23 protein-coding genes are annotated in these 26,245 nt (G+C 70.0%); 9 read left to right on the top strand and 14 right to left on the bottom strand.

The genetic code is table 11. The features are described from left to right. Positions 1-511 precede the first annotated feature (511 nt). Positions 512-1,228, bottom strand: coding sequence for a TetR/AcrR family transcriptional regulator C-terminal domain-containing protein (locus BCD48_RS10260; RefSeq protein ID WP_071048113.1), 717 nt, complete (start codon positions 1,226-1,228; stop codon positions 512-514). Between the two features lie 415 nt (positions 1,229-1,643). On the opposite strand from BCD48_RS10260, the gene BCD48_RS10255 reads away from it, so the two are divergent. The 7 genes from BCD48_RS10255 (at position 1,644) to BCD48_RS10225 (ending at position 13,536) form a co-directional block, all read left to right on the top strand. Further along, entirely contained in the window at positions 1,644-3,959 is a 2,316-nt protein-coding gene (locus tag BCD48_RS10255) for a glycoside hydrolase family 3 C-terminal domain-containing protein (protein ID WP_241841635.1), read from the top strand. Between the two features lie 112 nt (positions 3,960-4,071). Then, positions 4,072-5,616 carry an ABC transporter substrate-binding protein gene (locus tag BCD48_RS10250; protein WP_071048112.1) on the top strand — a complete coding sequence of 515 codons (1,545 nt, stop codon included), beginning with the start codon at positions 4,072-4,074 and terminating at the stop codon, positions 5,614-5,616. A 76-nt stretch (positions 5,617-5,692) separates the two neighbouring features. Beyond that, positions 5,693-6,634 (top strand): ABC transporter permease, encoded by a 942-nt coding sequence (locus BCD48_RS10245; protein ID WP_071048111.1) that lies wholly within the window; start codon positions 5,693-5,695, stop codon positions 6,632-6,634. Beyond that, entirely contained in the window at positions 6,631-8,493 is a 1,863-nt protein-coding gene (locus BCD48_RS10240) for a dipeptide/oligopeptide/nickel ABC transporter permease/ATP-binding protein (protein ID WP_083418431.1), read from the top strand. The genes BCD48_RS10245 and BCD48_RS10240 overlap by 4 nt, the downstream gene beginning before the upstream one ends. Further along, complete coding sequence (locus BCD48_RS10235) at positions 8,490-9,443, top strand: ABC transporter ATP-binding protein (protein ID WP_083418430.1); 954 nt, start codon at positions 8,490-8,492, stop codon at positions 9,441-9,443. The genes BCD48_RS10240 and BCD48_RS10235 overlap by 4 nt, the downstream gene beginning before the upstream one ends. Continuing rightward, entirely contained in the window at positions 9,440-11,200 is a 1,761-nt protein-coding gene (locus BCD48_RS10230; protein ID WP_071048110.1) for a family 43 glycosylhydrolase, read from the top strand. Before BCD48_RS10235 ends, BCD48_RS10230 begins: the two co-directional genes overlap by 4 nt. Continuing rightward, positions 11,197-13,536 carry a family 78 glycoside hydrolase catalytic domain gene (locus BCD48_RS10225; RefSeq protein WP_071048109.1) on the top strand — a complete coding sequence of 780 codons (2,340 nt, stop codon included), beginning with the start codon at positions 11,197-11,199 and terminating at the stop codon, positions 13,534-13,536. The genes BCD48_RS10230 and BCD48_RS10225 overlap by 4 nt, the downstream gene beginning before the upstream one ends. Here BCD48_RS10225 and BCD48_RS10220 read toward each other — a convergent pair. The 7 genes from BCD48_RS10220 to BCD48_RS10190 all read right to left on the bottom strand — a co-directional run bounded on the left by BCD48_RS10220 (position 13,472) and on the right by BCD48_RS10190 (position 20,392). Next, positions 13,472-13,972 carry a CoA transferase gene (locus tag BCD48_RS10220; RefSeq protein WP_071048108.1) on the bottom strand — a complete coding sequence of 167 codons (501 nt, stop codon included), beginning with the start codon at positions 13,970-13,972 and terminating at the stop codon, positions 13,472-13,474. The two genes, BCD48_RS10225 and BCD48_RS10220, sit on opposite strands and share 65 nt — an antisense overlap. A 156-nt stretch (positions 13,973-14,128) precedes the next feature. Continuing rightward, positions 14,129-15,424 (bottom strand): ABC transporter substrate-binding protein, encoded by a 1,296-nt coding sequence (locus tag BCD48_RS10215; RefSeq protein ID WP_071048107.1) that lies wholly within the window; start codon positions 15,422-15,424, stop codon positions 14,129-14,131. A gap of 361 nt (positions 15,425-15,785) precedes the next feature. Next, positions 15,786-16,202 carry an alcohol dehydrogenase catalytic domain-containing protein gene (locus tag BCD48_RS10210; RefSeq protein ID WP_241841634.1) on the bottom strand — a complete coding sequence of 139 codons (417 nt, stop codon included), beginning with the start codon at positions 16,200-16,202 and terminating at the stop codon, positions 15,786-15,788. Between the two features lie 14 nt (positions 16,203-16,216). Beyond that, on the bottom strand, positions 16,217-17,086 hold the full coding sequence (locus tag BCD48_RS10205) for an SDR family NAD(P)-dependent oxidoreductase (RefSeq protein ID WP_241841633.1): 870 nt from the start codon (positions 17,084-17,086) through the stop codon (positions 16,217-16,219). Further along, positions 17,086-18,279: an amidohydrolase family protein gene (locus BCD48_RS10200; protein ID WP_071048106.1), complete on the bottom strand. Its 1,194-nt coding sequence runs from the start codon at positions 18,277-18,279 to the stop codon at positions 17,086-17,088. The genes BCD48_RS10205 and BCD48_RS10200 overlap by 1 nt, the downstream gene beginning before the upstream one ends. A gap of 32 nt (positions 18,280-18,311) precedes the next feature. Next, positions 18,312-19,271, bottom strand: coding sequence for an SDR family NAD(P)-dependent oxidoreductase (locus BCD48_RS10195; protein WP_071048105.1), 960 nt, complete (start codon positions 19,269-19,271; stop codon positions 18,312-18,314). A gap of 401 nt (positions 19,272-19,672) precedes the next feature. After that, positions 19,673-20,392, bottom strand: a complete 720-nt coding sequence (locus BCD48_RS10190) for a TetR/AcrR family transcriptional regulator (protein ID WP_071048104.1) — start codon at positions 20,390-20,392, stop codon at positions 19,673-19,675. A 439-nt stretch (positions 20,393-20,831) separates the two neighbouring features. On the opposite strand from BCD48_RS10190, the gene BCD48_RS10185 reads away from it, so the two are divergent. After that, positions 20,832-22,475, top strand: coding sequence for a GGDEF domain-containing protein (locus tag BCD48_RS10185; RefSeq protein ID WP_071048116.1), 1,644 nt, complete (start codon positions 20,832-20,834; stop codon positions 22,473-22,475). Here the strand turns inward: BCD48_RS10185 and BCD48_RS10180 are convergent. Beyond that, the gene (locus BCD48_RS10180) at positions 22,435-23,004 is read right to left on the bottom strand and encodes a helix-turn-helix domain-containing protein (RefSeq protein WP_241841632.1); all 570 of its coding nucleotides are present in this window, start codon (positions 23,002-23,004) and stop codon (positions 22,435-22,437) included. The genes BCD48_RS10185 and BCD48_RS10180 overlap by 41 nt on opposite strands. 106 nt (positions 23,005-23,110) lie before the next feature. Between BCD48_RS10180 and BCD48_RS10175 the strand changes: the two genes are divergently transcribed. Then, positions 23,111-23,332 (top strand): hypothetical protein, encoded by a 222-nt coding sequence (locus BCD48_RS10175; protein ID WP_071048102.1) that lies wholly within the window; start codon positions 23,111-23,113, stop codon positions 23,330-23,332. Positions 23,333-23,490: 158 nt separating this feature from the next. On the opposite strand, the gene BCD48_RS10170 is transcribed toward BCD48_RS10175, so the two are convergent. The 5 genes from BCD48_RS10170 to BCD48_RS52135 all read right to left on the bottom strand — a co-directional run bounded on the left by BCD48_RS10170 (position 23,491) and on the right by BCD48_RS52135 (position 26,215). Further along, complete coding sequence (locus tag BCD48_RS10170) at positions 23,491-24,120, bottom strand: 3'-5' exonuclease (RefSeq protein ID WP_071048101.1); 630 nt, start codon at positions 24,118-24,120, stop codon at positions 23,491-23,493. 24 nt (positions 24,121-24,144) lie between these two features. After that, positions 24,145-24,966: a hypothetical protein gene (locus tag BCD48_RS10165; RefSeq protein ID WP_198543190.1), complete on the bottom strand. Its 822-nt coding sequence runs from the start codon at positions 24,964-24,966 to the stop codon at positions 24,145-24,147. A gap of 78 nt (positions 24,967-25,044) precedes the next feature. Then, the gene (locus tag BCD48_RS56480) at positions 25,045-25,389 is read right to left on the bottom strand and encodes a hypothetical protein (RefSeq protein WP_198543191.1); all 345 of its coding nucleotides are present in this window, start codon (positions 25,387-25,389) and stop codon (positions 25,045-25,047) included. After that, entirely contained in the window at positions 25,386-25,907 is a 522-nt protein-coding gene (locus tag BCD48_RS10160; RefSeq protein ID WP_116271476.1) for a nucleoside-diphosphate kinase, read from the bottom strand. Before BCD48_RS10160 ends, BCD48_RS56480 begins: the two co-directional genes overlap by 4 nt. Continuing rightward, positions 25,904-26,215, bottom strand: a complete 312-nt coding sequence (locus tag BCD48_RS52135) for a hypothetical protein (RefSeq protein WP_198543189.1) — start codon at positions 26,213-26,215, stop codon at positions 25,904-25,906. The genes BCD48_RS10160 and BCD48_RS52135 overlap by 4 nt, the downstream gene beginning before the upstream one ends. Positions 26,216-26,245 lie beyond the last annotated feature (30 nt).

The following is a 26,245-nucleotide window of genomic DNA, read 5'->3' as shown; positions in this document are numbered from 1 at the left end:
CATTTCGCGCCCGTCAGCGTCGCAACGAGCGTCGCAGCCAGCACGAACGACATGCTGTAGATCTGTCCACGCTGGTCTCGGGGATGAGGAAGCTGACCCAGCATCGCGAGCAGGCTGGAGATGTCACACTGCTCGCAGTCGAACAGGGCCTTGGACACGCCGGGGGCAGGCTGGCATGATGGCACGCGGTGGCCTTCTGTTTTTTTGGACAATGTGGGTTGGCGCTTTCATTGTCCGAGCAGGAGGCCACTTCCGTCACAACGCGTGTGCGAGGTTCCGTCAAAGTAGGGGCGGCGACGCGTCAAAGGCCGGCCCGAAGGCCATTTCCGAACCGGCCCGCGAAACGTCAGCGGGAGACCCAGCGATATGCCGCCGCCGCTTCGACCCGCGCATAACCCCTCGGAAGCCTGTCCCCAGGCGCCGGGCCTACGAGCCGGCCGCCGGGTGGCCGTCCGGGCGTAGTGACCGCGCGGTCGGTGGGCCGCGGAAGACATGCTGTCCGCTTCGGTCCCTAGTCAGGTGGCAGAGCAGCGTCCCCGTCCGCCACTCCGATGTCTCGTGATGCCAGCCGCGCCTCCATGCCCTCGATGAAGACGGCGAGGCTGAAATCGAGTTGCGTGTCGGACTGTGCGTCCCAGATCTGCAGCAGGTTGGCGACGTGGGGAGCCTCGGCCGGCTCCATTTCAGCCAGCACGTCTTTGAGCTCCTGGATCTGTGGATGCGTGGCGTCTGGTGACATCAGGAGCGTGTCACGCGCGGAGGCGAAGGCGATCTGGCTCACGAACACCATGGCCCGCACGGACTCCACCTCCGTGAGCCCGGCCTCTCGCAGCACGCCGAGCGTCTGCTCCAGCGACCGGATGATCGTGTTCCCGTCGACCCGCTGCATGTGGAAGTAGGGGAGCAGGACGCCCACCTTGACCACGGCGTCTCGTGTCGCGAACGCGAGGTCCCGCAGCACGGTCCTCCAGTTGTCGGAGACCGGGAGCTCGTGCAGCTCCACCTCCGACTGGAAGATGTCGCTGGCCACGAGCGCCAGCAACTGCTCGCGGTCGCTCACGTGGTAGTGCACGGCCGACCGCTCGACCTGGAGCTGGTCGGCCACCGCCTGAATGGTCAGCTTGGCCGGATCGAGGCTCCGGGCCACGGCGACGATCTGCGCCCGGCCGATCCGGGCCGGCCGGCCGGGCCGTCTTCGCTGGCCAGCCTTGCCGTCCCCTGCGCTCATCCCACCCCTTACGCCTCCGCCTGAAGGTTACGCGCTTGACCATCCCCTGAACCTGCCATATTTTCTGACGGCCGACAGAAACTAGCTTGATCGTAATTGACCCTCCGGGCGCGGCGCGCGTCGAGCCGTCAGGGTCACACCCGACATTCCGGCCGCCGTCGCCCCTGCGCGCCGACCCGACTGGACGCACGCGCCAGCCGAACTCACGGCAGATGCGAGCAATGATGATCTTGTTGACCGTAGGCGCGTCGCGCCTCTCGACCGCGGCGAGCAGGCGCGAGGAAGGGGATTTGAGGACCACCAGGACCGTGAGATCACCGTCCCGACGAGAGCGGACAACGACGTCGACCACCGGCTGTCGGTCGCTGTCGCGGGGTGGGCCTTGGACCGTTCGTGGAGAAAGACGGAGGGCGTGTTGACGGAAGACGTGGTGGAGGAAGCCGGTCCGCCGGTTCTCCCCCTCGCGGACAAGGTGTCGCTGCTGTCCGGTGAGGGCCTGTGGCAGACGAAGGCACTGCCAGCGGCGGGCCTCGCCCCCGTCACGGTGGCGGACGGCCCGCACGGGCTGCGCCACCAGGGCGACGACGGGGATCATCTGGGGCTGCTCTACTCGGTCCCCGCGACCTGTTTTCCCCCGGCGGTGGCGGTCGGTGCGAGTTGGGACCCGCAGGTCGCTCGGGCGGTCGGTGCCGCGCTGGCGGCTGAGGCGTCCGTGCAGGGCGTCGACGTGGTCCTCGGTCCTGGCGTGAACATCAAGCGCAGCCCGCTGTGCGGGCGGAACTTCGAGTACTACTCCGAGGATCCGTTGGTGTCCGGCGAGCTTGGCGCGGCCCATGTGCGAGGGCTCGAGGACAACGGCGTCGGCGCGTCGGTCAAGCACTTCGCGGTGAACAACCAGGAGACCGACCGGATGCAGGTGAGTGCCGAGGTCGACGAACGGACGCTGCGCGAGATCTACCTGCCCGCCTTCGAACGGGTGGTGAAGCAGGGCCGGCCTTCCACGGTCATGTGCGCCTACAACAGGGTCAACGGCGTCTACGCCTCCGAGAACCGCTGGCTGCTCACGCAGGTGCTGCGGCAGGAGTGGGGGTTCGAGGGCGTCGTCATCTCGGACTGGGGGGCGGTGCACGACCGGGTGGCCGCCCTGGCCGCCGGGCTCGACCTGCAGATGCCCTACGACGGCGGGCGAGGCGACGAGGCGGTGCTCGACGCGGTGCGCCGCGGCGACTGCGACGAGGCGCTGGTGGACACGGCGATCACCCGCCTGCTGAGACTGGTGCGCAGGCCAGGCCGGCCCGGCCTGCGGCGGCGGCCCGCTCAGGGCGACCGGCGCGAGGTGACGGCGGGCCTGGACGCCCACCACGACCTCGCGCGCAGGCTGGGCCCCCGATGCATGGTGCTGGTGAAGAACGACGGTGCCGTGCTCCCCCTGGCCGGCGGGCTGACCGTCGCCGTCGTCGGCGCGTTCGCGACCGAGCCGCGGCTTCAGGGCGGCGGCAGTTCCAAGGTCAACCCGTCCCGGGTGGACGTGCCGCTGGACGAGATCACCGCGGCGGTGTCAGCCCGGGGTGGTCAGGTGCTCCATGCGCGGGGGTTCGCGTCGCGGAACGACACCACCGGAGCCGAGGCGCTGCGCGCCGAAGCCGTCGCGGTGGCGGGCGGCGCGGATGTCGCGGTGGTCATGGCCGGGCTCACCGAGGGCGCGGAGTCGGAGGGGTTCGACCGGAAGACCCTGGACCTTCCGGCGGAGCAGGTGGAACTCATCCGGGCCGTCGCCGCGGCCGCCCCGCGGACGGTGGTCGTGCTCTCGCACGGTGGTGTGGTGAGCCTGGAGGGCTGGCACGACGACGTCGACGCGATCCTCGACGCGTTCCTGCTGGGACAGGCCGGCGGCGGGGCGATCGCGGACGTCCTAGTGGGCGTGGCCGAGCCGTCGGGCCGGCTCGCCGAGTCCGTTCCGCGGCGGGTCCAGGACACCGCGGCGTTCCTCAACTATCCCGGGGAACAGGGGGCTGTCCGCTACGGCGAGGGTGTCATGGTCGGCTACCGCTACCACATCACCGCCGACGTTCCAGCCCGCTATCCGTTCGGCCACGGGCTGGGGTATGGACGGGTCGAGACGATCGGCCTCACCGTCGAACCGCTGGCCATCGACGGGGCCCGCGTCGAGGTCCAGGTGCGCAACACCGGCGAGCGGCAAACCTCCCACGTCGTCCAGGTCTACGTCGCCACGCAGGCCGGACCGGTCCGCCGCCCTACCCGTGAGCTGCGTGCCTTCCGCCGGATCGGGCTGGCCCCTGGCGAGAGCGGCGTCGTCTCGTTCGAGCTGGACCGACGGGCCTTCGCCTACTGGGACGTGCGGCACGGCCAGTGGGTGGTGGCCCCCGGCGACCACTGGATCCAGGTCTGCCGGGACGCGGAGAACGTGCTGGTGGAACGCCGCATCACGCTCGAGGGCGACCGGTTCGTCCCCGACCTGTCCATCGACTCGCTGATCGGGGAATGGGCGGCGCATCCCGACGTCGGCCCACAGCTCGACGAAGCGCTGGCGACAGCGCTCGCGCCGCTGCTGGCCGAGATGGGCATGACCGCGCAGGCCGAGGGATCGAAGGGCCTGCACGGAATGCCGCTGCGCCAGTTCATCGAGACGCTCGGCTCCGTTCTGCCGGCAAGCAGCGTCGAGAACATCCGCCGCATCGCGCAGGGCCACCTGACGGCGGTGCCGGGGTGAACCCGTCGGCTCCCTGCTGGGGCGGGGGCCCAGCCCCACCGCCCCGCCGGGACCGCGGCCCCGCATCGCCCACCCACGTCGCACGGCACCGAGACTCTTCGAGGGAGATCACATGCGAAGGCTGAGACTCTTACCGGTGGCACTGGTCGCGGCGCTGGCGCTGACGGCCGGCGCCTGCGGCGGCGGCAGCAGCGGCGGCGGCACGTCATCGGGCGGCAGGGCGTCCGGTGGCACGCTCACTCTCGGGGCGACGATCGCCCCGAATCCGTGGGATCTGCGGGGCGCCGGTCTCAACGGCGCCGAACTCCAGTACTACGAGGCTGTCTACGATTCGCTCATCCGGCTGGACCCGAACGCGAACCCGACGGCCAACCTGGCCACGCGCTGGGAATGGGACGCCACCAACACGGTGCTCACCTTGTCGCTGCGCTCGGGAGTGACCTTCACCGACGGCTCCCCGCTCGACGCCGCGGCGGTGGTGACAAACCTCCTGCATACCAAGGACGGCACGGGCGAGGCCGCCGCGGCGCTGCGGGACGTGCGGAAGGCCGAGGCCGTCGATGCCGGCACGGTGCGAATCACGCTCTCCGAGCCCGACCCGTCCTTCCTCGGGAACCTGGGACAGAGCCCTGGAATGATCGCGAGTCCCAGGGCGATCTCCGACGGGTCGATCAAGACGAAGCCTGTCGGGTCCGGCCCGTACACGCTCAGCGGGCCTGGTACCACCGTGGGCAGTCAGTACACCTTCATACGCAATCCCAAGTACTGGAACGCCAAGGCATTCCCGTTCGACAAGGTCGTCATCAAGGTCCTGGCCGACCAGACCGCCCGGGAGAACGCGCTGCGCAGCGGGCAGGTGGACGCCGCCGAGGTCGCGCCAGGCCGGATGGAAAGCCTCCGCGGCGCGGGCTTCAACGCCTCGCCGGTCCTCACCGGGGACATCGAGGGCCTCTACCTGTGGGACCGCGGAGGCACGGTCTGCAAGCCGCTCGGTGATGTCCGGGTCCGGCAGGCCATCAACTACGCCTTCGACCGGGCCACGATCGCCAAGCAGCTCGGCGGAGGTTTCTCCACCCCCACGGAGCAGCTGTTCCACCCCGACAGCTCGGCCTACGACAAGTCCCTGGACAAGAGGTACCCGTACGACCCGGCGAAGGCGAAGCAGTTGCTGGCGCAGGCCGGGTACGCGAACGGTTTCAGCTGCGACGAGCTCGACTTCTCCACCCTGTTCCCGGCGGCCCAGGCCGCGATCACCCAGTACCTGTCCGCGGTAGGGATCACCCTCACCCCCAAGAGCATCCCGGTCGCCCAGATCCTCACGTCCCTGCAGAGCGCCGAGGTCCCGCTCAGCTACTTCCGGCTGAGCGCGCGACGGCCGTGGGACACCGTCCGGTCCACCATCGCCAAGGACGCGGCGTGGAATCCGTACCACTACAGCGACCCGGAGGTGGACCGCCTGATCGCCGACACCCAGCGGCTGACCGGCGGTGAGCAGGACAAGGCGTTCAAGAGCCTGAACAAATACCTCGTCGACCAGGCCTGGAGCGCCACCTGGAGCGTTCCGCAGACCGCCTACGCGCTCAAGAAGTCCCTGTCCGTGACGCCGGAGGCGTTCATGTCCAACCCGCCCCTGTACCGCATCTCCCCGGCGGGATGAGAAGGAACCGCGGCGCGGCACGGGATCGACGAGCGACCGCATCCCGTGCCGCCCTCCCTGGCCGCGAGGAGGAACGATGCTGTCCTTTCTGATCCGCCGCGCGGTCGCCGGCATCGTGCTGGTCCTCGTCGTCGTGACGGTGACCTTCCTGTTGCTGCGGATCACCGGCAGTGACCCTGCCCGCGCCGCCGCAGGCCAGCAGGCCACCGCCGAACAGGTCGCCGAGAAGTCGCGGGAGCTCGGCCTGGACCGGCCGCTGGTCACCCAGTACGGCGACTGGCTGTCCCATGCGGTGCGGGGGGACTTCGGCACCTCGTGGTTTACGGGGGACCAGGTCGGCACGCTGCTCGGCAACGAGCTGCCGGTCACCCTGTCGGTGGTCCTCGTGGGCCTCGTCCTCGCCGCGGTGGTGAGCGCCGTGGCAGGGGTCGCCGCGGCGGTCCGGGGTGGCTGGCTCGACAAGGCCGTGCAGCTGACGGCGGTCGTGGGCGCGGCGATACCGAGCTTCCTCGTGGCGCTGGTGCTGGCCCTGTTCGTCGGTGTCAGGTGGAAGCTGCTCCCGGCGACGGGCTACGTGCCCCTCACCGAGGCGCCGCTCGACTGGCTGCGCTCGGTCACCATGCCGGCGGTGGCCCTGGCGATCCTGGCGACCGCCTCGATGGCCCTGCAGATCCGCGGCTCGATGCTCGACGTGCTGGAGAAGGACTTCATCCGCACGCTGCGCAGCCGCGGCCTGAGCTCGCGCAGCCTGCTGTTTCGACATGCGCTGCGCAACGCCGCACCGCCGGCCCTGACCGTGCTGGCGCTGCTGTTCATCGGCCTGCTGGGCGGCTCCGTCGTGGTCGAGCGGGTGTTCGGCCTGTCCGGCCTGGGCAGCCAGGCCACGACGGCGGCCTCCCAGGGGGACCAGCCCATCGTGCTGGGTGTCGTCGTGGTGACGGTTGTGCTGGTCGTGGTCGTCAATATCCTTCTCGACATCGCGCGCGGGCTGCTCGACCCGAAGGTGCGTGTGCGATGAGCGTGTCCAGCGTCGAACCCGTCGTTCCGACGCCGACGCCGGCCCCTGCCGCCCCCGACGGGCCGGCGGCGCGGGTGGGACTGTGGCGCCGGCTCCTGCGGGACCGCACGGCGGTCGTCTGCCTCGTCGTGCTCGGGCTGGTGGTCGTCGCCAGCGCGGCGGCTCCCCTGCTCACCTCGGCCGACCCGTCGTCCGCGGACATCGCCGACACGCTGGCGCCGATCAGCGCCAAGCACCCGCTCGGCGGTGACGGGGTGGGGCGGGACGTACTCGCCCGCCTGCTGTACGGCGGACGGACGAGCCTGCTCGGCACACTCCTGGCCACCGCCGTGGCGCTGACCGTGGGCGTCCCGACCGGCCTGACGGCCGGTTACCTCGCGGGCTGGTTCGACAGCGTTGCCAGCTGGCTGGTCAACCTGGTCATGGCCCTGCCGGCGATCATCATCCTGCTCGTCGTCCTGGCCGTCGCCGGGCCCAACACCTACCTCGCGATGGCGATCTTCGGCGTGCTCCTGGCCCCCGGGGTGTTCCATCTCGTCCGGGCCTCGACGAGCGCCGTCCGCACGGAGGCCTACGTCGACGCGGCCCGGGTGGCCGGGCTCTCGGACGCCCGGATCATCCGCAGGCACATCCTTCCGGTGGTACAGGCACCGACGATCATCCAAGCCGCCTACATGCTCGGCGTGGGCATCGCCCTGCAGGCCGGCCTGGAGTTCCTCGGCCTGGGCTCGCCCACCCAGCCCAGCTGGGGCGCGATGCTCAACGACGCGTTCACCCGCATCTACGACAGGCCCGCGCTCATCCTCTGGCCGGGTGTCGCGCTCGCCGTAACGACCGCGGCGTTCGCCATGCTCGGCAACGCCCTGCGCGACGCCCTCGACCCGTCCCGCGCGACGCTCACCGGCCGTCGCGCCACGGGCGGGCCGGCCACGGGCGACGGCCGGGCCGGCGACGGCGCCACCGGCGGCGAGAGCGGCGCCGTGGCCACGGCCACGCGGGCCCCCGCGCCGGAACCGGAAGGCGGCCGGCTTCTCGTCGTGCGGGACCTTCGGGTCGCCTACCCGGCACCGGCCGGGACGTCGACGGTCGTGGACGGGGTCACCCTGTCGGTGCGCCGGGGTGAGGTGCTCGGCCTGGTCGGCGAGTCCGGGTCCGGCAAGACACAGACGGCGTTCGCCGTGCTCGGACTGCTGCCCACCACGGCCATCGTCACCGCCACCGGCATCCACTTCGACGGCACCGACCTGCGGGCGCTGGACGAGCGGCACCTCAACGACCTGCGCGGCCGGCGCATCGCCTACGTCCCGCAGGAGCCGATGAGCAACCTCGACCCGTCGTTCCGCGTCGGCAGCCAGCTCGCCGAGCCGTTGCGTCGCCACCTCGGCCTGTCCCGCAGGGCGGCGACGCGGACCGCGCTGGACCTGCTCGACCGGGTGGGCATCGTCGACCCGCGGCGCGTCCTCGACGCCTACCCCCACCAGATCTCCGGCGGAATGGCCCAGCGCGTGCTCATCGCCGGCGCGGTCTCCTGCAATCCCGACCTGCTCATCGCCGACGAGCCCACCACCGCCCTCGACGTGACCATCCAGGCGGAGGTGCTCGACCTCATCCGCTCCCTGCAGAAGGAGCGGAACATGGGAGTGGTCCTGGTGACCCACAACTTCGGCGTCGTCGCCGACATCTGCGACACCGTCGCCGTCATGCACCAGGGCCGGATCGTCGAGACCGCGGCCGCGACCGAGCTGTTCGCCAGTCCGCGGCACCTGTACACCAGGTCGCTGCTGGGCTCCACCCTCGAGAACGCTCCCCCGCGCGGGCCCTACCCCGCCGCCGCGGCCGTCGACGGAAGCGCGCCATGACCGAGCCGCTGCTGTCCTGCCGGGACGTCGTCGTCGAGTATCCCGGGACCGGGTTCCGCGCCAGGCCCCAGCGTGTCCTGCACGAGGTCTCGCTGTCGGTACGGCAGGGGGAGACGCTCGGCCTGGTGGGCGAGTCCGGCTCCGGCAAGACCACCCTCGGCCGCGCGATCCTCGGCCTCGTCCCGGTCAGCGGGGGCACCGTCGTCTTCGCCGGACGGGACATCACGCGCCTCGGCCGCCAGGAACGCAGAGACCTCTCCGCCGCCATCCAGGTCGTCTTCCAGGACCCGTACAGCTCCCTCAACCCGGCACGGACCGTCGGCGACATCCTCACCGAGCCGCTCCTGGTCGCCGGGGTGAGCAGAAGCCAGGCAGACCAGCGGATCCGCGACCTGCTCGACCAGGTCCACCTGCCGGCCGACGCCGCCCGACGGCTGCCGCGCGAGTTCTCCGGCGGTCAGCGCCAGCGCATCGCCATCGCCAGGGCGCTGTCCCGCTCCCCCCGTCTCGTCGTCTGCGACGAGCCCGTCAGCGCTCTCGACCTGACCAACCAGACCCGCGTGCTGGACCTGTTCATCGAGATCCAGGAACGCACCGGCGTCGCCTACCTGTTCATCACCCACGACCTCGCCGTGGTGCGCCGCATCAGCCACCGGGTGGCCGTGCTGCGCCGGGGGGACATCGTCGAGATCGGCGACGCCCGCCAGGTCACCACCGAGCCCACGCACCTCTACACGCAGCGCCTCCTGCTCGCCGCGCCAGTTCCCGACCCGCGGCTGCAGGCCGAGCGACGCGCCGCCCGCCGGCGCCTGGCCGAGCAGGTCACGCGGTCTCAAACCGGCCCGACGAACCGCCCGCCCACGATGACAGGCGTCGGCATCACGGGCGGGCCGGCCACGGACGGGCCGGCCACGGCCGCGGCCGCCGGTGTCCCGGGAGAACGCGCATGACCACAGCGATCTGCAACCCGATCGATCTGCCCTACCGTTATCAGGACGTACGAACGGCCGGCTTCGGCCGGAAGGTCTTTCGAGAGGCCGCGGATCCCAGAATCGTGCTCTTCCGCGACCGTTTCTACCTGTTCGCATCCATGTCGGGCGGGTTCTGGCACTCCGACGATCTCACCGCCTGGCAGTTCCAGGAGACCGCCGGCCTCCCGGTCCACGACTACGCCCCCGACGTGCGGGAGATCGACGGGAAACTGGTGTTCACGGCCTCGCGGATGCGCGGCCGGTGTTCCTTCTGGCGCACCGACGACCCGCTGTCCGGACATTTCGAGGAGGTGCCGGGAACGTTCGCCTTCTGGGACCCGAACCTGTTCCAGGACGACGACGGGCGCGTCTACCTGTACTGGGGCTGCTCCAACCGGGCGCCGCTGCGGGGAGTCGAACTCGACCGCCGTACGCTGACCCCGGTCAGTGAACCCGTCCGGCTTTTCGGCGGCGACCCCGGGCGACACGGCTGGGAGCGCACGGGCGAGAACCACGACCCGCGGACCCGTACCGGCCCGCGGGCGAAGCTGATCGGCCCCGCGCCTTTCATCGAGGGCGCGTGGATGACGAGGCACCAGGATATCTACTACCTCCAGTACGCGGCCCCCGCCACGGAGGCGAACACCTACGCCGACGGCTACTACACGTCCTCGTCGCCGCTCGGTCCGTTCGCCTACGCCCCGGACAGTCCCTTCTCGTTCAAGCCCGGAGGCTTCATCACCGGAGCGGGCCACGGAAGCACGTTCCAGGACAGGCACGGAAACTGGTGGCACGCCTCGACGATGCGCGTGTCGGTCAACCACGCGTTCGAGCGGCGGATCGGCCTGTTCCCCGCCGGGTTCGACGAGGACGGCACCCTGTTCACGAACCAGGAACTGGCCGACCACCCGATCCTGGTCCACGACCGACCGTTCGACCCCTGGACCGAGGCGTCACCCGGCTGGATGCTGCTGTCCAACGGCAGGCCCGTAACGGCCACGTCCGCGCTGCCCGGCCACGGCCCTGAGCTCGCGGTCGACGAGAACGTGCGGACCTGGTGGGTCGCCGCCGACCGGGCCCCCGGCCACCGGCTGACCGTCGACCTGGGCGACGGCGCCACCGTCCACGCCGTCCAGGTCAACTTCGCCGACCACGAAGCCGGCCGGCACAAGCCGCGGCCCAGGCGCGGCCAGTCGACCACCACCATGGGCATCTCCCGGGCGATCGAGATCCGCCCCCAGCCCAATCAGTTCGTCCTCGAGTGCTCCACCGACGGATCCTTCTGGACCCTGCTCACGGACCGCCGCGGCGAGGAGCTGGACAGCCCGCACGCGTTCGTCGTGACCGATCGGCCGACCCAGGCCCGCTACCTCCGGCTCACCTCGCACGCCCAGCCGTGGGACGGCCCGATCGCGGTCAGCGGCCTGCGGGTGTTCGGGCACCGCGACGGCCCGCCGCCCTGTCCCGCGATCGCGCGCGCGACCCGGATGACCGACCGCGACGCGCGCGTCGTCTGGACCGGCGCGGATGACGCCGACGGCGCGAACGTCCGGTTCGGGCCTAGCTCCAAGCGGCTGTACCACTGCTGGCAGGTTCACGGCCGCACCGAACTCGATCTCTCCGCACTCACGGCTGGCGAGGACTACTGGGTGGCCGTCGACGCCTTCAACGGGAGCGGCATCACGCGCGGTGAGCCGGTCCCCGTCGTCGGGCCAGGAGGACAGGAACCACGATGAGCATCACCCGCGGGTGGACCGCGAAAATGATCACGCCAGACCGAGAGCTGGCCAGCGCGCCGCTCTTACGCCGAACCTTCACTCTGGAAACAGGCCATGGGGGCCTGACCTCGGCGGTCCTGCGCATCACGGCGCTCGGCGTGTGCGAGGCATGGATCAACGGCGTCCGCGCTTCCGAGGACGTGCTGACCCCCGGCTGGAGCGCCTACGAGTGGCGCCTGCGGTACGCCGAATGGGATGTCACCAGGCTCGTCGCGCCGTCCTGCGTCCTCGGGATAGCGCTGGGCAACGGCTGGTACCGCGGCAGGCTTGGATTCGCCGGCGGCCGGGCTCTGTACGGCGACCAGCGGGGCGCGCTCGCCGAACTCCACCTCTCCTATGCCGACGGATTCACCCAGACCGTGGCCACCGACACCCGATGGCAGTCCGGGCCGAGCGCGATCGTCGACGACGACCTGTACGACGGCCAGACCATCGACGCCCGCCGGCTCGACCCCGCCTGGTCGACACCGGAGGCCGGATCAGACGGCTGGGGCGGCGTCCGCGTCCTGGAAGGATTCGACGAGAAACGACTCGTCCCCTACATCGGCCCCCCGATCCGCCGCCAGCAGGAATGCGCACCGAAGCAGGTCTGGATCTCACCCAGCGGAAGAACGCTGGTCGACTTCGGCCAGAACCTCGTCGGCTGGACGCGGCTGCGGGTCACCGGCGCCGCCGGACGGCGCATCACGATCCGCCACGCCGAGGTGCTCGAACACGACGAGCTCGGAACCCGCCCGCTGCGGACCGCGCAGGCCACCGACCGGTTCGTGTGCAGCGGCGGCGACGACCTCTTCGAGCCGACCTTCACCTTCCACGGCTTCCGGTACGCCGAGGTCGCCGACTGGCCGGGAACCACCGACGACCTCGCCGCGAACATCACCGCGGTGGTGGTCGGCTCGCGGCTACGGCGCACCGGACACTTCGCATGCTCCGAACCGCTGCTCAACCAGCTGCACGACAACATCGTCTGGTCGATGCGCGGCAACTTCGTCGACGTACCCACCGACTGCCCGCAGCGCGACGAACGCCTCGGCTGGACCGGCGACCTGGCCGCCTTCGCCCCGACCGCCACCTACCTCTTCGACGTCAACGACTTCCTGCGCGACTGGCTGGCCGACCTCGCCGTCGAACAGGCAGCCGCCGGACAGGTCCCCATCGTCGTGCCTGACAACTTCAAGTACGAGAACCTCGCCAGTCTGGCCGAACCGCCAGCAGCGGACGGTTGTCCCGCGATCACCGTCCTCGCGCTGTGGAGCGACGCCGCTGTCTGGGTGCCCTGGGCGGTGTGGGAGGCCTACGGGGATCGCCGCGTACTGGCCGACCAGTTCGAGTCGATGACCGCCCACGCCAGACTGGTGCGCTCCCAGCTGTCCGAACGCGGCCTGCTCGAGGGCGGCCTGCAGCTCGGGGACTGGCTGGATCCGACAGCGCCGCCGGACAATCCCCTGCAGGGGAAGTCCGATCCCTACGTCGTCGCCACCGCCTGCGCCTACCGCAGTGCCGTCCTCGTCTCGCGAGCCGCCGCGGCACTCGGGCTGCCCGCCGAGGAGCAGGAGTTCGAGACGATGGCGGCCGACCTGGGGACGGCCTTCAACCGGCACTATGTGAGCGCGGACGGCCGCCTACAGAGCGACGCCAGCGCCGTCTACGCCCTGGCCATCGCCTTCGGCCTCCTCACGCCTGAGGACGAAGCCCGCGCCGGTGCCCGCCTCGCCGAGCTCGTCACCGAGGCCGGCCACCACGTGACCACCGGCTTCGCCGGCACGCCCTTCCTCACTCACGCGCTGTCCCGGACCGGCCATCTCGACGACGCCTACCAATTACTCCTGCAACGCGAGTGCCCGTCCTGGCTCTACCCCGTGACGATGGGCGCCACCACCATCTGGGAGCGGTGGGATTCGATGCTGCCGGACGGCTCGATCAATCCCGGCGAGATGACCAGCTTCAACCACTACGCGTTCGGAGCCGTGGGCGACTGGATGCACCGCGTCGTCGGAGGCATCTCGGCACTCGAGCCCGGCTATCGCACACTCCTCATCGCCCCACAGCCCGGCGGCGGGCTCACCTGGGCAAAGACCGAACTCGACACCCCCCACGGCCGCGCGTCCGTGCACTGGCGGCGAGACGGCAACGACCTCACCCTTGACGCCACGGTGCCACCCGGAACCACTGCACTGGTCCGCGTCCCCGGCGCCAAGGAGGCCACCGTCGGGGCAGGTACCCACACCTTCACCGGCCGCATCGCCCCGGAAGTTCCCCTCCAAACCGCGCCGCGACTCCACACACCAAGCTGACGGCCCGCCTCACGGACAGGTCGGGCCCCGCCGAGCCGAAGGCGCTGGCCTCCCCGTAGATGAGGCGTGGGTTCACGGCGCGCAGGGCGTCGTAGTCGAGGCCGAGCTTCTCGGGCACGCCGGGCCGGAAGTTGTGCAGGAACACGTCGGCGTCCGCGACCAGGGAGCGGACGATCTCGACGCCTCGCGGTGTCTTCAGATCGACCGCGACGCTGCGCTTGTTGCGGTTGTTGGTCTCGAAGTAGGAACTGGTCGCGGTTCCGGCCAGGGCGTAGATTGACCGCCCACCGTCGCCGACCCGCCGTTCCTCGATCTTGATGACGTCGGCACCGAGGTCGCCGAGCATCATGGCGGCGACCGGCCCCTGCTGCCAGACCGTCCAGTCGATGACGCGTAAACCGTCGAGCGGGCCTTTGGGTCCCGCTGGTGCGCTCATCAGCGCTCTCCTTGCTGTTGTATGGCGGCGTCTTAGGGGAGAACGGGCACGACGCGACCTCGTCGAGACGCGGTCGCGTCGGCCGTCCGCCGGGCCATCTGGTCAGAAGAGGAGCCGCTTATCCGATCGGGAGCTCGGCCGTTCGGTCGCCGCTGGTCAGTCCGTGATCGGGGAGTATCCGAGGACCTGGTACGTGGTGGGCTTTCCCTGGGTGTCCAGGGTCGTGGACAGCCCGCCGCGCACGCAGGCGGCCGGTGAGCCGGCGACGGCCTTGCCGTTGCAGCGGAATCGCAGCCCGGCGGCGCCCGGGAGCGCCTTTTCCGGCATCGCCTTGATGGTGGCGTTGACGGTTGCCGGGGTGATATCGCCGGAGATTCCTTCCAGCGCCGTCTGGAGGCCCGAGAGTGTGATGAACATGGTCCTGGGGCTGGTCGCGGTGAGGTCGATGTCCTTGCCGTAGGCCTTCATGACGGTGGTGAACAGGACGCTGGTCGGGTCGTTCCCACCGGCTGGTGTGACGGCCGCGACGACCATCCCGCGCAGGACGTCGGCCGGCACCGCCTTGCGGGTGGCGTCGGTGATGCACTGTGAGATCGCGCTGACCGTTCCGTCGTACCCGACGGCCTTCAGCCCGTTGAACGCGCTGATGCAGAACGAGTCGTTACCCACGACGAACACGAGGCCCGCCTTGCCGTCCACGATCCGCTGCATCTGCGGTGTCATGTCGGCCGTGCCCGGCGGCACGGTCACGAGCTGGTAGCCGAGTCCCGCGTCCGCGTACACCCCCGGCGCGATCTTCTGCTGGTCCAGCGCGGCGGGCACGTCGATGACGACCGACGCGACCTTGTCCGTGCCCTGTTCCTTCGCGAGGTTGATCGGCAGCTGCAGCGTCGTGTAGGTCGGGTCGCCCAGGGTGTACATCGACTCGGTGTCCTGCAGGATCGACGGGTTTCCGACGCCGAAGAACATCGCGGGGATGTTCGCATCGGCGAGCGGCCGCGCGACGCTCTCGGCGACCGACGACTCCGCGATGGCCACGGCCACGACGTCGGCCTCGATCATCTGGTTGCCGCAGTCGGCGCCCTTGCCGGGGTCCGACTGGGTCTCGCACTTGACCAGCTCGATCGGCCGGCCGCCGATACCGCCCTTGCGCTCGTTCAGCCATTTGGCCGTGGCGGCGGCCACGTCGAACTGGACCGAGTTGTCGACCGCGGCCGACTTACCGTCCGAGATGATCCCGATCTTCACCGGTTCGCCGGCCGCCCTGTGCACCGGACCGAGCACGTCTGCGTTCGCGCCCGTGTCCCCGGTCGCGGGGGTGTCGGAATCGTCGGACCCGCACGCGGCGACAAAAACGAGCAGGGCAAGCGGAATGGCTAAGAACGCGCCGATCTGCCGCCGCGGCCACCGACTCCCCGTCGCTCTGCCTGACGGGGTCATCAGATGCTGCATGTTCCCTCATCTCATGGTCATGTTTCGTAGAAAGGTGAGCTGCCGGGCGACGGCCCGGCTCCGTGGAAATGCTGGTCCTGTTCCTGCCGACGGCGCAGCTCAAGAACAATGCCGCGCAAGGACACGACGGTCGGCAATTCGGCCGACACATTCACCGAACCCGACTCGATTCGGTGGGGTGTGGTTACGATGAAATGTGCGCACGATAAACCGATGGGACGTGAATGGGTCAGGACATTCGGTCGAACCATCACCGTGACGTCACGATATTCAGAAGGATATTTCCGTCGGGATGGCGTCGGGCAGGACGCCGAGTTCGCCCAACCATGGCCGAACTACCGGCGGTCACTCGCCAGCCGGTTTACGTGGGTGCGTTGGTGACGTCGGGCTCGGCCAGCGACGCGTTCGAGACGTCGAGCCCCTTGGGCAGGTCGAGGACCTTGTGGGCCGGCACCCGGAACTGCTCCACCATGCCGCCGTTCTGCATGATGCCGAGCGCCTTCCTGGTGGACTGGTCGCAGAGGTTGTTCCGGCCCTCCCGGCAGAAGCCGCACTCCCCACAGCCGAACAGGCCCTCCACCAGCACGGGCGTCCCGTCCGCCTTCCGCCCAGCGAGTTCGTGGCCGAGGATGAACCGGGTCCCGAGCCGCAGGTAGTTGAGGTCGGAGGCGCAGATCCCGGCCACGGCCATGGTCAGCAGCTCGCCATCGTCCCAGCCGGGCGCGTCGTCGACGTCGACGACCACCGGCCGGCCCTCATGCCCTCGAACCGCCTTCATTACTCTCCTCCCCCCTAATGCTGCTTCACTGCCCGGGCGAACAGGGAAGGCTCGGCGTAAGAGGCGCAGACCCCGCCGTCAATCAGCACGTCGGTCCCGTTGACGAAGCTGGCCTCGTCCGAGACGAGGAACGCCACCACCGCGGCCACCTCCTCGGGCCGGCCCCGCCGGCCCAGCGGCGTGCGTTCGACCAAGGCGTCGACCTTGATGTCCTGGGCCTCCTCGGCGGCCACCATCGGGGTCTCGATCGTGCCGGGCGACACCGAGCAGACCCGGGCGCCGACCGGACCCAGCCGGACCGCCTCGCGTCTGACCAGGCGGACAATGCCTCGCTTCGCCCAGGCGTAGGCGAGGCCGGCGTTTTCGATGTCGGGCCCGAGTGCGGCGCGGATGCGTTCGAGGAAGTCGTCCTCGATCGCGGCGTCGAGCGCCGCGTCGGTCGCCGGGTCGGACGCCGCGATCCCGATCCACGGGATCAACGAGGCAAAGTGCACGAACACCGTGCGACGGGTGGCATGACGGCTCAGCACCCGGTTGAGCTGCGCGCTCGCCACCAGGTTGACGTCGAGCACGCGCTTCCAGTCCCCCATCACCGGCGAGATCCCCGCCGCGGACACGACGGCCCGGAGCTCACCGGACTCGGCCGCGCGAGCGGCCAGCCGATCGAGGCCCGTGACGTCCGTGACGTCAAGCGCGAACGCCTCGACCGCGCTCCCCCCTCGGGCCGACAGAGCCGCCGCCGCGGCTGTCACGTTCTGTTCGTCGATGTCGACGAGCAGAAGTAAGTCGACCGTGTCGAGCATGCGCTCGGCGCACGCCAGCCCGATGCCCCGGCCGGCTCCCGTCACGACTCCCACGGTTTTCAGCCGCCCGGCCTCGCTCATCAGGCTCCCCGTGCGGTCGTGTCGGCGAGGAGCTTCGCCGGTAGTGGGAACCGGAACAGCTCGGCCGCCTGCTTCCAGGCGACCTGCTGGCGGACCGCTTCGTCGAGGTAGGCGGTGCCGGCGGCGAAGTCAGCCCGCGTGTTGGGCCACACCGACTCGATGTGTGGGTAGTCGTCCTCGAAGAGCCACCGGGACAGGCCGAACTCCTCGGTGTACGGACCGATGAGGTCGTACTCCTGAGTGCCGAACGCGAACGACCGCGCCACGAGCTCCAGTGGCGTCGCGTTCGGGTCGGGCCAGCCGGCGCGGGTGAGCGGCGAGTGGCCGAGGTTCCAGTCGAGCCGGCGAACGAAGTGCGGCAGCCACGACCCGCCGGACTCGGCGACCAGGATCTTCAGGCCCGGGAACCGGGTGGCCACACCACCCCAGAGGATCTGGGCGCAGAAGTCGGTCGCACCTGATTGGTAGATGGTCAGGCCCATGCCGTACGGGTAGGCGTTCCCGGCCGGCCCGCCCCGCTTCGGCCACCACGGCAACGAGTCGGTGTGGTGCACGACGACCGTCCCGGTCTCCTCGCACGCGCGGAACAGCGGATCCCAGTGGCCGGTGCCGAACCATGGCTCGTCGAGATCGGCCGGGTTGCGGATGGCGACTGCCCGGAACCCGCGCGCGGCGTTGCGTTCGACTTCGCGGGCGGCGAGTTCCGGGTCGCGGTACCAGGTGTAGCCCACCGGGACGAGCCGATCGGGCGCGGCCGAGATCCACTCCTCGTGGTACCAGTCGTTCCAGGCCTGCAGGGCCGCGAAGCCCAGTTCCTGGTCCGTGGTCTTGGCGAACAGGTCGCCGCCGAACCCCATCCCCGCCGGGTCGGAGGTGCTGGCCGCGACGGCCACGCCGTCGATGTCCATGTCCGCGACCCGCTGGGTGGCGTCGTAGCAGCCAGGCCGGAGCTGATCGCGCCTGGCGAGGGTGTTGAAGCCCTCGACGTCGGCGCGCCAGCTCGCCTCGTCCTTGGCGCCCGCCATGCAGCACGTCCGGTGCAGGAACGACATGTGGTCTTCGAACTTCCAGAACCCGCCGAAGTCGCTGTCCTGGTAGCGCGGAGCCTGGTCGGCGAACTTCGCCGGCATCCGCCCCTCGAAGAGATCAGGCGGGTCGACGATGTGGGAGTTGACGGAGAAAAGCGGCTGCATGAGTACCTGCTCGGGATCGTTGGAGGCGCGGCTCAGCCGGCGAGCAGCTTGAGCGACACCCGCCACAGGCGTGTCGCGGTCTCGGGGTCGATCGCCCAGCTCCCGACGCCGGGAGCGTCGAACTCGGCGGGCGGGTTCTCGGTGTCAAAGTCGATCGCCTGGTTGCAGTTCTCGAAGTACAGACCGCCGATGCCCTCGAGCAGCGGCGAGGCCGCGAGCAGCACCGACGTGGCCGCGCCCTGCTCGGTGCTGCGCCAGGGCAGCCGGTCCATGCCGGCCCTGACCTCGGCGGGGAGGTCCATGGCCTCGACGTGGCGCTGCAGCTTGGTCCGGATCTGGCCGGGATGCACGGCGTTGGCGGTCACGCCGTCCTCGGCCCAACGGCGGTTCAGCTCGACGGCGAACAGCACGTTGGCCGTCTTCGACTGGGCGTAGGCGAGACCGCCGTTGTAGTCGCGGCGGTCGAAGTTGATGTCGTCGAAGTCCACGACGCCGCGGGCGTGCGCGTGCGCGTCGGAAGTGACGCTGACTACCCGGCCCCCGGCGGCGGCGAGCGGAGCATAGAGCCCGAGCGTCAACGCCACATGGCCAAGGTGGTTGGCGCCGAAGTGGTACTCCACGCCTTCTCGCGTGAGCTGCCGGGTGGGCAGCATCATCACGCCGGCGTTGTTGACGAGCATGTGCAGCGGGCCCCGCCAGCTGCTCGTGAACTCGTCGATGGTCGAGCGGTCGGCGAGATCCAGCGGAGCGACGTTCACCGTGGCGCCTCCGGTCGAGGCCGCGATCTGGGCGGCGACCTGCTTGCCGGCTTCGACGTTTCGCACCGCCACGGTTACCTCGGCACCGGCCGCGGCCAGAGCCCGCGCGGTCTCCGTGCCGATGCCGGACGTAGCCCCCGTCACGACCGCCCGCTGACCGGACAGATCGACGCCCGCGAGGACATCGTCGCTGGTGCTCTCGCGGCCGAAGGGCGTGGTGAAGCGTGTGGCCATGAAGACGATCTCCCCAGGTTTTCAGTAGAACGACCGTTTTGGTCAGTCGTGCTACTTAAACATAGGGTTGCTCGACTCATCAAGGGAAACCTGTCGAGCTGGCCCGCTGATCTGGCCCTTTGGGCGTCCAGCCATGGACCGCCAGTCGCTTCGGCTCGCCGCTCGCGCTCGGAGGTCGCGACGGCTCAGACGTCGACCAGACTCAGGTCGATCGCCGCGCGCCGAGCAGGGCCTCCGGCGGGGGTAGGCGGGAGCTGTCACGCCGAGGCCGATCACCAGCGTGGCGAGGACCGCGCCGGGCCGGAGAACGCGACGGGCAGACTTCAAAGTGCGCGGAGCCGTCCACGCCGACAAGTCGTCATCCGTCGGGTACGCCGCCTCGCTCCGCGGCGATTCCGTCGTTAGGACCCGGCCGCACCCGATCGGGCGCGAGCGAGGTCGGCGCCGTCGGCGTAGGCGGGGGCGGCAAGTCCGGCCGCCACCATGTTCAGGCTTTCCTGGACGAGCTGCTCTCGGGTGAACGACACGCCCAGATGTTCGTTCGCCTTCTCGTGCCCGACCAGGCAGCTGACGAGCAGGCGAAGCTCCATCATCACCCGCCAGTCGATCAACTCCGGAGTCAGATGCGGCAGGACCCGATGCAGCAGCACCTTCAGCTGGCTGGTGACCGGCTGGTTCTCGAGAACCTCCATCGGCCCGGGGATCGCCTCCGGGAAACCAGGATGGTTGAGGAACTGCAGCAGGAACCGGGCAAACGTGTACTGGCCGGCCGCGTCGACCTGGTCGGCGACCGGCAGGAACATCGCTTCGACGAGCGTCCCGACGTCAGACAGCCGTCCCGCCGCCGCGGCGTCCACCAAGAGCTCGGCCCTGCGCTGCTCGATCCGCTCGGCCCTGGAGCGGATGATCGCCTTGATCAACCCTTCCTTGCTGCCGAAGTGGTACTGGATCGCGTTCTTGTTACCCAGTCCGGCCTCTCTGACGATGGCCAGCAGAGACACGGCGTCGATACCGAGGTCGCCGAACATCCGCTCCGCCGTCACCAGCAACGCCTGGCGCGTGGCCGTACCGGTGCGGGCCGCGGAGAGGTCGTCCTCGGCGTCCGCGCCTTGTAGTTGCATAGACGCAGGCTAGTGCGCCGACTACGACCGCTCATGGGTTGGGACTCGTGGGTCTGGCCACCTCCGCCCGGCTGGCTCGCCGCGCATCGCCACTGTCGACTGTTCGGCTTTGCCGTCCGACCGGATGCTGCTGGCCAGCCTCGCCCAGCTCCTCCCCCGCCGACTCAAGGCCAGCCCGCCGGGCCTTCACAGGGTGACCTACGCCCGCTGCGCGCCGCGACGCAGCACGATCCCGACCACGAACGGCACCTGCTCGCCGAGCTACCCGGCATCGATGACCGCATCGTCGACTTGTTCTCCCGGGAGGGCTCTACCCAAACCGCCTGAACCGGCCGGGCCACCCTGACCCCGTGGCCTGAGCCGACCTCAGCCTTCGCACCCGGCTCTCACTGCGCGAGTCCGGATGGCTGCGCTAAGCTCTTGCCAGGGGATTCGAGTGATGTTCGGACTCCGCAGTGTCGTCAGCGCTTTGTCGAGTCCGTGGCGTTCGACCGCCGTGGGGTTGACGCCACGGTTGTTCCGGTGTGCCGTCGGCGCCTCTTTGGTGCTCCTTGGGCTGGGCAGCGCGTTCGTGGTGCTGCTGGACGCGCAGCCTGCCCGAATCGCCGTCGTTCTCGTCAACGCCGCCGTCCAAGGCGCCGCCGCGGTCGCCTGCTTCTGGACCGTTCGGCGGGTTCGCGGGGCGGAGCGCTGCTGGCGGGTGCTCATTGGCTTGACCGCTGGCGGCGCGATGCTCGCCAGCGCCGGAACGGCGGTGATATTGCTGGACGGTGGCTCTCCCGCTTCCCAAGCGTCCTCGGGGTATGCCGTCCTCTTCGCTACCTATGCGGCGGCGCTGGCGGGTCTGCTGTCCTTGCCCACCCACCCGGTGGAGGGCCGGGGTGGGAGTGTGGGCAGGCCGTACCGCGGGCATGCGATCACCCTGCTGGACTGCCTCCTGATCGTCGGTTCGATCGTCCTGCTGGAGTGGGGAACGGTGCTCGGCGTGCTTGTCCACACCGGCGGACTTAACCTCATGCAGTTCCTGCTCGCACTAGCCCACCTCGTCGCCAGTCTGATCCTGGCCGCGGCGGTCCTGCTGATCGCGAGCTTCCGCCAGCCGCGCTCCCCGGCGGTGTTGGCGTTGCTCAGCGGGGGCCTGCTGGCCTATGCGCTCACCAGCAACGCCCACGTCTACCACGTCGCGCAGGGCAGGCTCGATCTTCCGCCGGGGATCCTGATCGGGTTCCTCGTCGCCTGGTTGCTGATCTTCCTTGCCGCACTCGTTCCGATCCGGCCCTCCGCGCGGCTCGACCCCCCTGCTGCTTCGCCGGGCCCGCGGGCGATGTGGGTACACGCGGCCCTGCCCTATGCCGTGCTCGGCGCGGCTGGGCTGCTGGTTCTCGCCAAGCTGGTAACCGGCGACCGGCTCGACCGGCTCGAAACGTACGGCATGACCGGGCTGCTGCTGCTGGCGCTGGTCCGGCAGATGCTCACGTTGGCCGAGAACACCCGGCTGCTGGCCACGGTCCGGGAACGGGAACGGCAGCTGAATCACCAGGCCTTCCATGATTCGTTGACCGGACTGGCGAACCGGGCGCTGTTCACCCGGCAGTTGCAGCAGGCACTCGGGCACGATGTTCATGACACGGGCTACGTCGGTGACGCCCAGCCGCTGTCCGTCCTGTTCCTGGACCTGGATGAGTTCAAGCAGGTGAACGACACCTTCGGGCACGCCGCCGGGGACGAGCTTCTCAAGATCAGCGCGGAGCGGCTGCGGGCGGGCACGCGGCTGGCGGATACCGTCGCCCGGCTCGGGGGGGACGAGTTCGCCGTCATCCTCGACGACGGCGGCGGCCCCGGCAGTCCCCGCGGGGTCGGTGAGCGGCTCGCAGCCGCGGTCCAGGCGCCCTGCCTGCTGGCAGGGCGGCCCTACACGCCCCGAGCCAGCCTCGGCCTGGCCACCCTCGACCCCGCCGCCGCGCCGGCCAGCCCGGACCTCCTGCTCCACCAAGCCGACCTGGCCATGTATGCGGCAAAGCAGGAGCGGGCGGGCAGACTGGTCATCTACCAGCCAGACATGGCCGGACCACCACCAACCTAAAGAACGAGGAAGTCGCAGGCCAACACGCCTCGGGCTTGGGCGCGCAGGAACTGCGACCAGCTCGGACCGCCGCCGCGGCGAGGGCCGGGCCAAGGCCGTGACGGCGCAGGATGTTGCGCACGGAGGTAGCCGAGACCCGGACCTGGAGCTTGCGGCACTCCCCGACGATCCGCAGATAGCCCCACCGAGGATTCTCCCGGGCGAGCCGGAGCACCAGGTGCACGGTCGCATCCTCGAGACAGCGACCACGACGGCGCTGCGGGTATGTCCAGTGGCGCCGGACGAGGTCTCGATGCCAGCGCAGCAGGGCTACGGGTGTGACCAGGAAGGCCGACCAGCACGGGCGGGGCAAGAGCCGGGCGAGGGTGGCCAGCAGCATCCGATCGGACGGGGTGTACCGCGGCCGAGCGACCTGACGACCCAGCACGGTCAGTTGGTGGCGCAGGACGGCGATCTCGACGTCCTTCTCGTCAGGCCGGAAACCCAGCCCGACGACGCCGAGAAGCCTGCGCACCAGCAAGAACACCACGGTCGACACCATGCCCGTCATGATCCCCGACGTGCTCGTCCGCGCAGCTCAGCGCCCCTGACCGTCCAATTGCACCCCACATGCGCTGGGACGGGACAACTCGGCCATGGGTGACGTGTACTACAAGTCGCTGTCGGCCGTTGCCCACAGCCGCCCCCACGGCCTGGCCCAGCACCTCGTCGACACCCGCCCCGGAGACGGGAACATGACGGAGGTGCTGCCGGGTCTCAGGGCCGAGGGTGCGGCGCAGCGGCTGATGGCGGCGCCGCTCGCCGCGGTCTGCATGGTCGAGTCGTTGTTCCCCACGTTGGCTGGGACATCGACCTAGTCACTGGGCAGATCGTCCGGATGCTGGACACATGGGGTCGCGTGGCCGGCGTCCCCCATCCAGGCCCCGAACCCAAGGCTGCCTGACGGCCCGCTCGAACTGAGCGGGTACCGCGTCCGAGGGGATGCGTCATCGAGTCGTTCAGCGGTCCCGAGGGCTCAGAACAGGCTGGTCTGCTCCGACGGCGGAGCGACCTCGATCCCGGCGAGCATGCGCAGGTCGTCGACCGTGGGGCAGCGCTGCGGCCAGCACCTCGCCACGAGCCAAGCCAGGAGGCACGCCGCGGCGGTCGCGTCCCAGAGCGCCCGGTGCGGCTGTCCGGTAGGCAGCGCGAGGCGCAGCCCGCCGTCGAGGCCCGCCTGGTTGATCAGAGCGGTAAGTGATCTGCCGCCGTCGATGCCGGCGGCCCGGGCGAGCGCGAGCGTGTCCAGCAGTCCCGCCGGCCGGACACTCGGGAGGTACCGGCGGAGGAGCCGCCAGTCGACGCCGACGTTGTGGCCGACGATCCACCGGCCGTCGATCCGCGCGGCTAGCTCGGCCGCGATGCGGTCGAAGGGTGGCGCGGTACGCAGGGTCTCGTCGTTGATCCCGGGGGAGATCCACGGCCGCCGCGGAACCGGGCGCCCGGGGTTGACCAGCGTCGCGAACGCTTCCGGGAGAGCTGGATGGCCGTCGTGCAGCGGCACCGCTGCCACCTCAAGGATCGCCTCGTCGTCGCGGTCCTGGGCTCCGGTGCCCTCAAGGTCGAGCGCGACGAGGAGCGTCTGGTGCCAGGGCTGGGCGGTCATCGGGCCGGACCTCTCCGGGGGTGGCTAGTCATCCTCGTACCGTGCGGCTCGTTCGAACTGAGCCCGAACGGTCCGGAAAGCCTCGCTCTGGGCCGGGTCGACGGTATGCCCGAGCAGCGACCGGCCGTGGGCGTGCAGGTGGTGCGGCTGGTCGAGTTCCCAGATCTGATGGCGCAAGGTGTGCTGCACAGCGTAACGCCACTGTTCTCCAAGGCCGTGGGTCCACATGTGTCCCGGTTCGATCACGTAGTCAGACTCGTACCCGAGCTGCGCGAGCACGGTGTCGACCTGCTCGACGGTGGGCTCGGAGTAGTCCTCGACACAGCGCCGCACCTGGGCTGCCGGGCAGATGTCACACAGCTCCCGGACGCCCCGGTGACCGTTGTAGTCCGGGGCGCTGTGAGCGTAGGCGACCCCGCAGGAGGTCTTACGGAACAGCGGCGTGGTCGTCCCGCTAGCTTGCCAGGCCGCGACGACGCGGGCGTCAAGCCCGTCGGGCATGACCTTGCGGCGCGCGTAGCCGTCGGCGTATGGCACGTCGACGCCGAGTTCGCGGAGGTAGTGGGCGTTCTGCTCTTTGTGGTAGTAGCCGGTGAACACGATGGCGTCCACGTCGCGGGCGACGTCGAGGACCTGGGCCATGGTGTCGGGGCTGTCGTTCCAGCCAGGCACGATGGGCCGCCAGTAGAGGAGGACGCCGGTACGGCGCTTGTGCTCGGCGGCGATCCGGATGGAGCGGACGGTGATGTCGCTCTTGGAGATCGGTTCGACGCGGCCGTCGGTGATGCCGGAGTACGTGAATAGCAGCGTGACCCGGGCATGCTTCAGGTTCTCCAACCTGGCCATGTCGTCTTCGCCGACGTGGAACCGGGTGATGACGAGGACGTGGTTGGTGTAGCCGAGGTCGTCGAGCGCCTCCAGGACCTAGAACAGGTGAGGCTTGACGCCAGGTAGGAACGGGTCGGTCGCCTTGTTGAACAGCTGCAGGGGTGTGACGCCCGGTCGGAAGGCCGGGTGGCCGACCAGCTGCTCGATGGCCTCGTCGGTGGAGCAGAGCAGCTGGGGCGTCTTGGCCTCGAAGTTGCCCCAGAAGTGGCGGACGCAGTACCCGCAGTCGAGCGGGCACCCGATGATGTGGTTGAGCGACAGGCCTGACTTTCGGTAGCCGACGATCAGTGCCATGTACGGATCGAGGGATGCCCGGTCGGCGTCCGGCATGTGGGGCAGGTGGCGAGGTCCAGCGGCGAGGTCTAGCGGCCCGAGGGTCATGGCTGGGTCCTTCCTTCCAGCGCGGTGGGGTCCAGCAGGTGGACGTTGGTGGCGCCGTACCAGATCTGGAACTCGCGTTCGGCGCCGGCGGGGTCGTCGGAGGTGTGAATGATGTTCGCGATCAGGCGGCCTTCGGACTTGGCCTGGCGGAACGAGTCGGTTCCGAAGTAGCCGCGGACGGTCTGGTCGCCGGCGCGGGACGGGTCGAAGGAGCCGATCAGCTCGCGAAGCCGGCGCGCGACGTCGGGCCCATGCGCGAGCGCGATGCCGACGCTCTGGCCTACGTAGGTGCGGCGCAGGTCGGCCGGCACGTCGACCCAGGTGAAGTAGGCACGGCGGGTCGTGAGCAGGTCGGCGTAGTGCGCGAATATCTGATCTTCGGACGGGAGGACGATCCGCTGGTCGACGATCGTCGCCTCGGCGGCAATCCAGCCCAGCACCTCCTCCACGAGGTCCCGGGCCACACAGTCCGGCTTGAGCAGGACAACCGACCAGGCCGTCCAGTCGACGGCGGTCACCGGTCGGCCGAGGACGGAACCAGCGAGGGCCAGCGCTGTTCGACCAGCCACCGATGCCCAGGCCGCAGCATGGCCAACGTCTCGGCGGCGATCGCCCGACCTTCGCCATAGGTGATCTGCCGGTGGACCTCGAACAGCGCCACCACCTGACGCCAGTAGAGATCCATCTCGCCGCCGTCGCCTGGGGTGAACGCGGCTTCGTTCGTGCGGAGGCGTTGCTCCCAGCGGGCGACCTGACCGAGCGCCGCGTCGCTCGTGGGCGGCATCGCCGCGGCCTCGAACGTCGGACTCGACGGCTCGGCCAGCATCGCGTCGACCCGAGGCAGATCACGGACGTT

It is taken from the genome of Pseudofrankia coriaricola, assembly GCF_001854805.1.
GTDB lineage: Bacteria > Actinomycetota > Actinomycetes > Frankiales > Frankiaceae > Pseudofrankia.
This window is presented reverse-complemented; position numbering and strand designations above follow the sequence as displayed.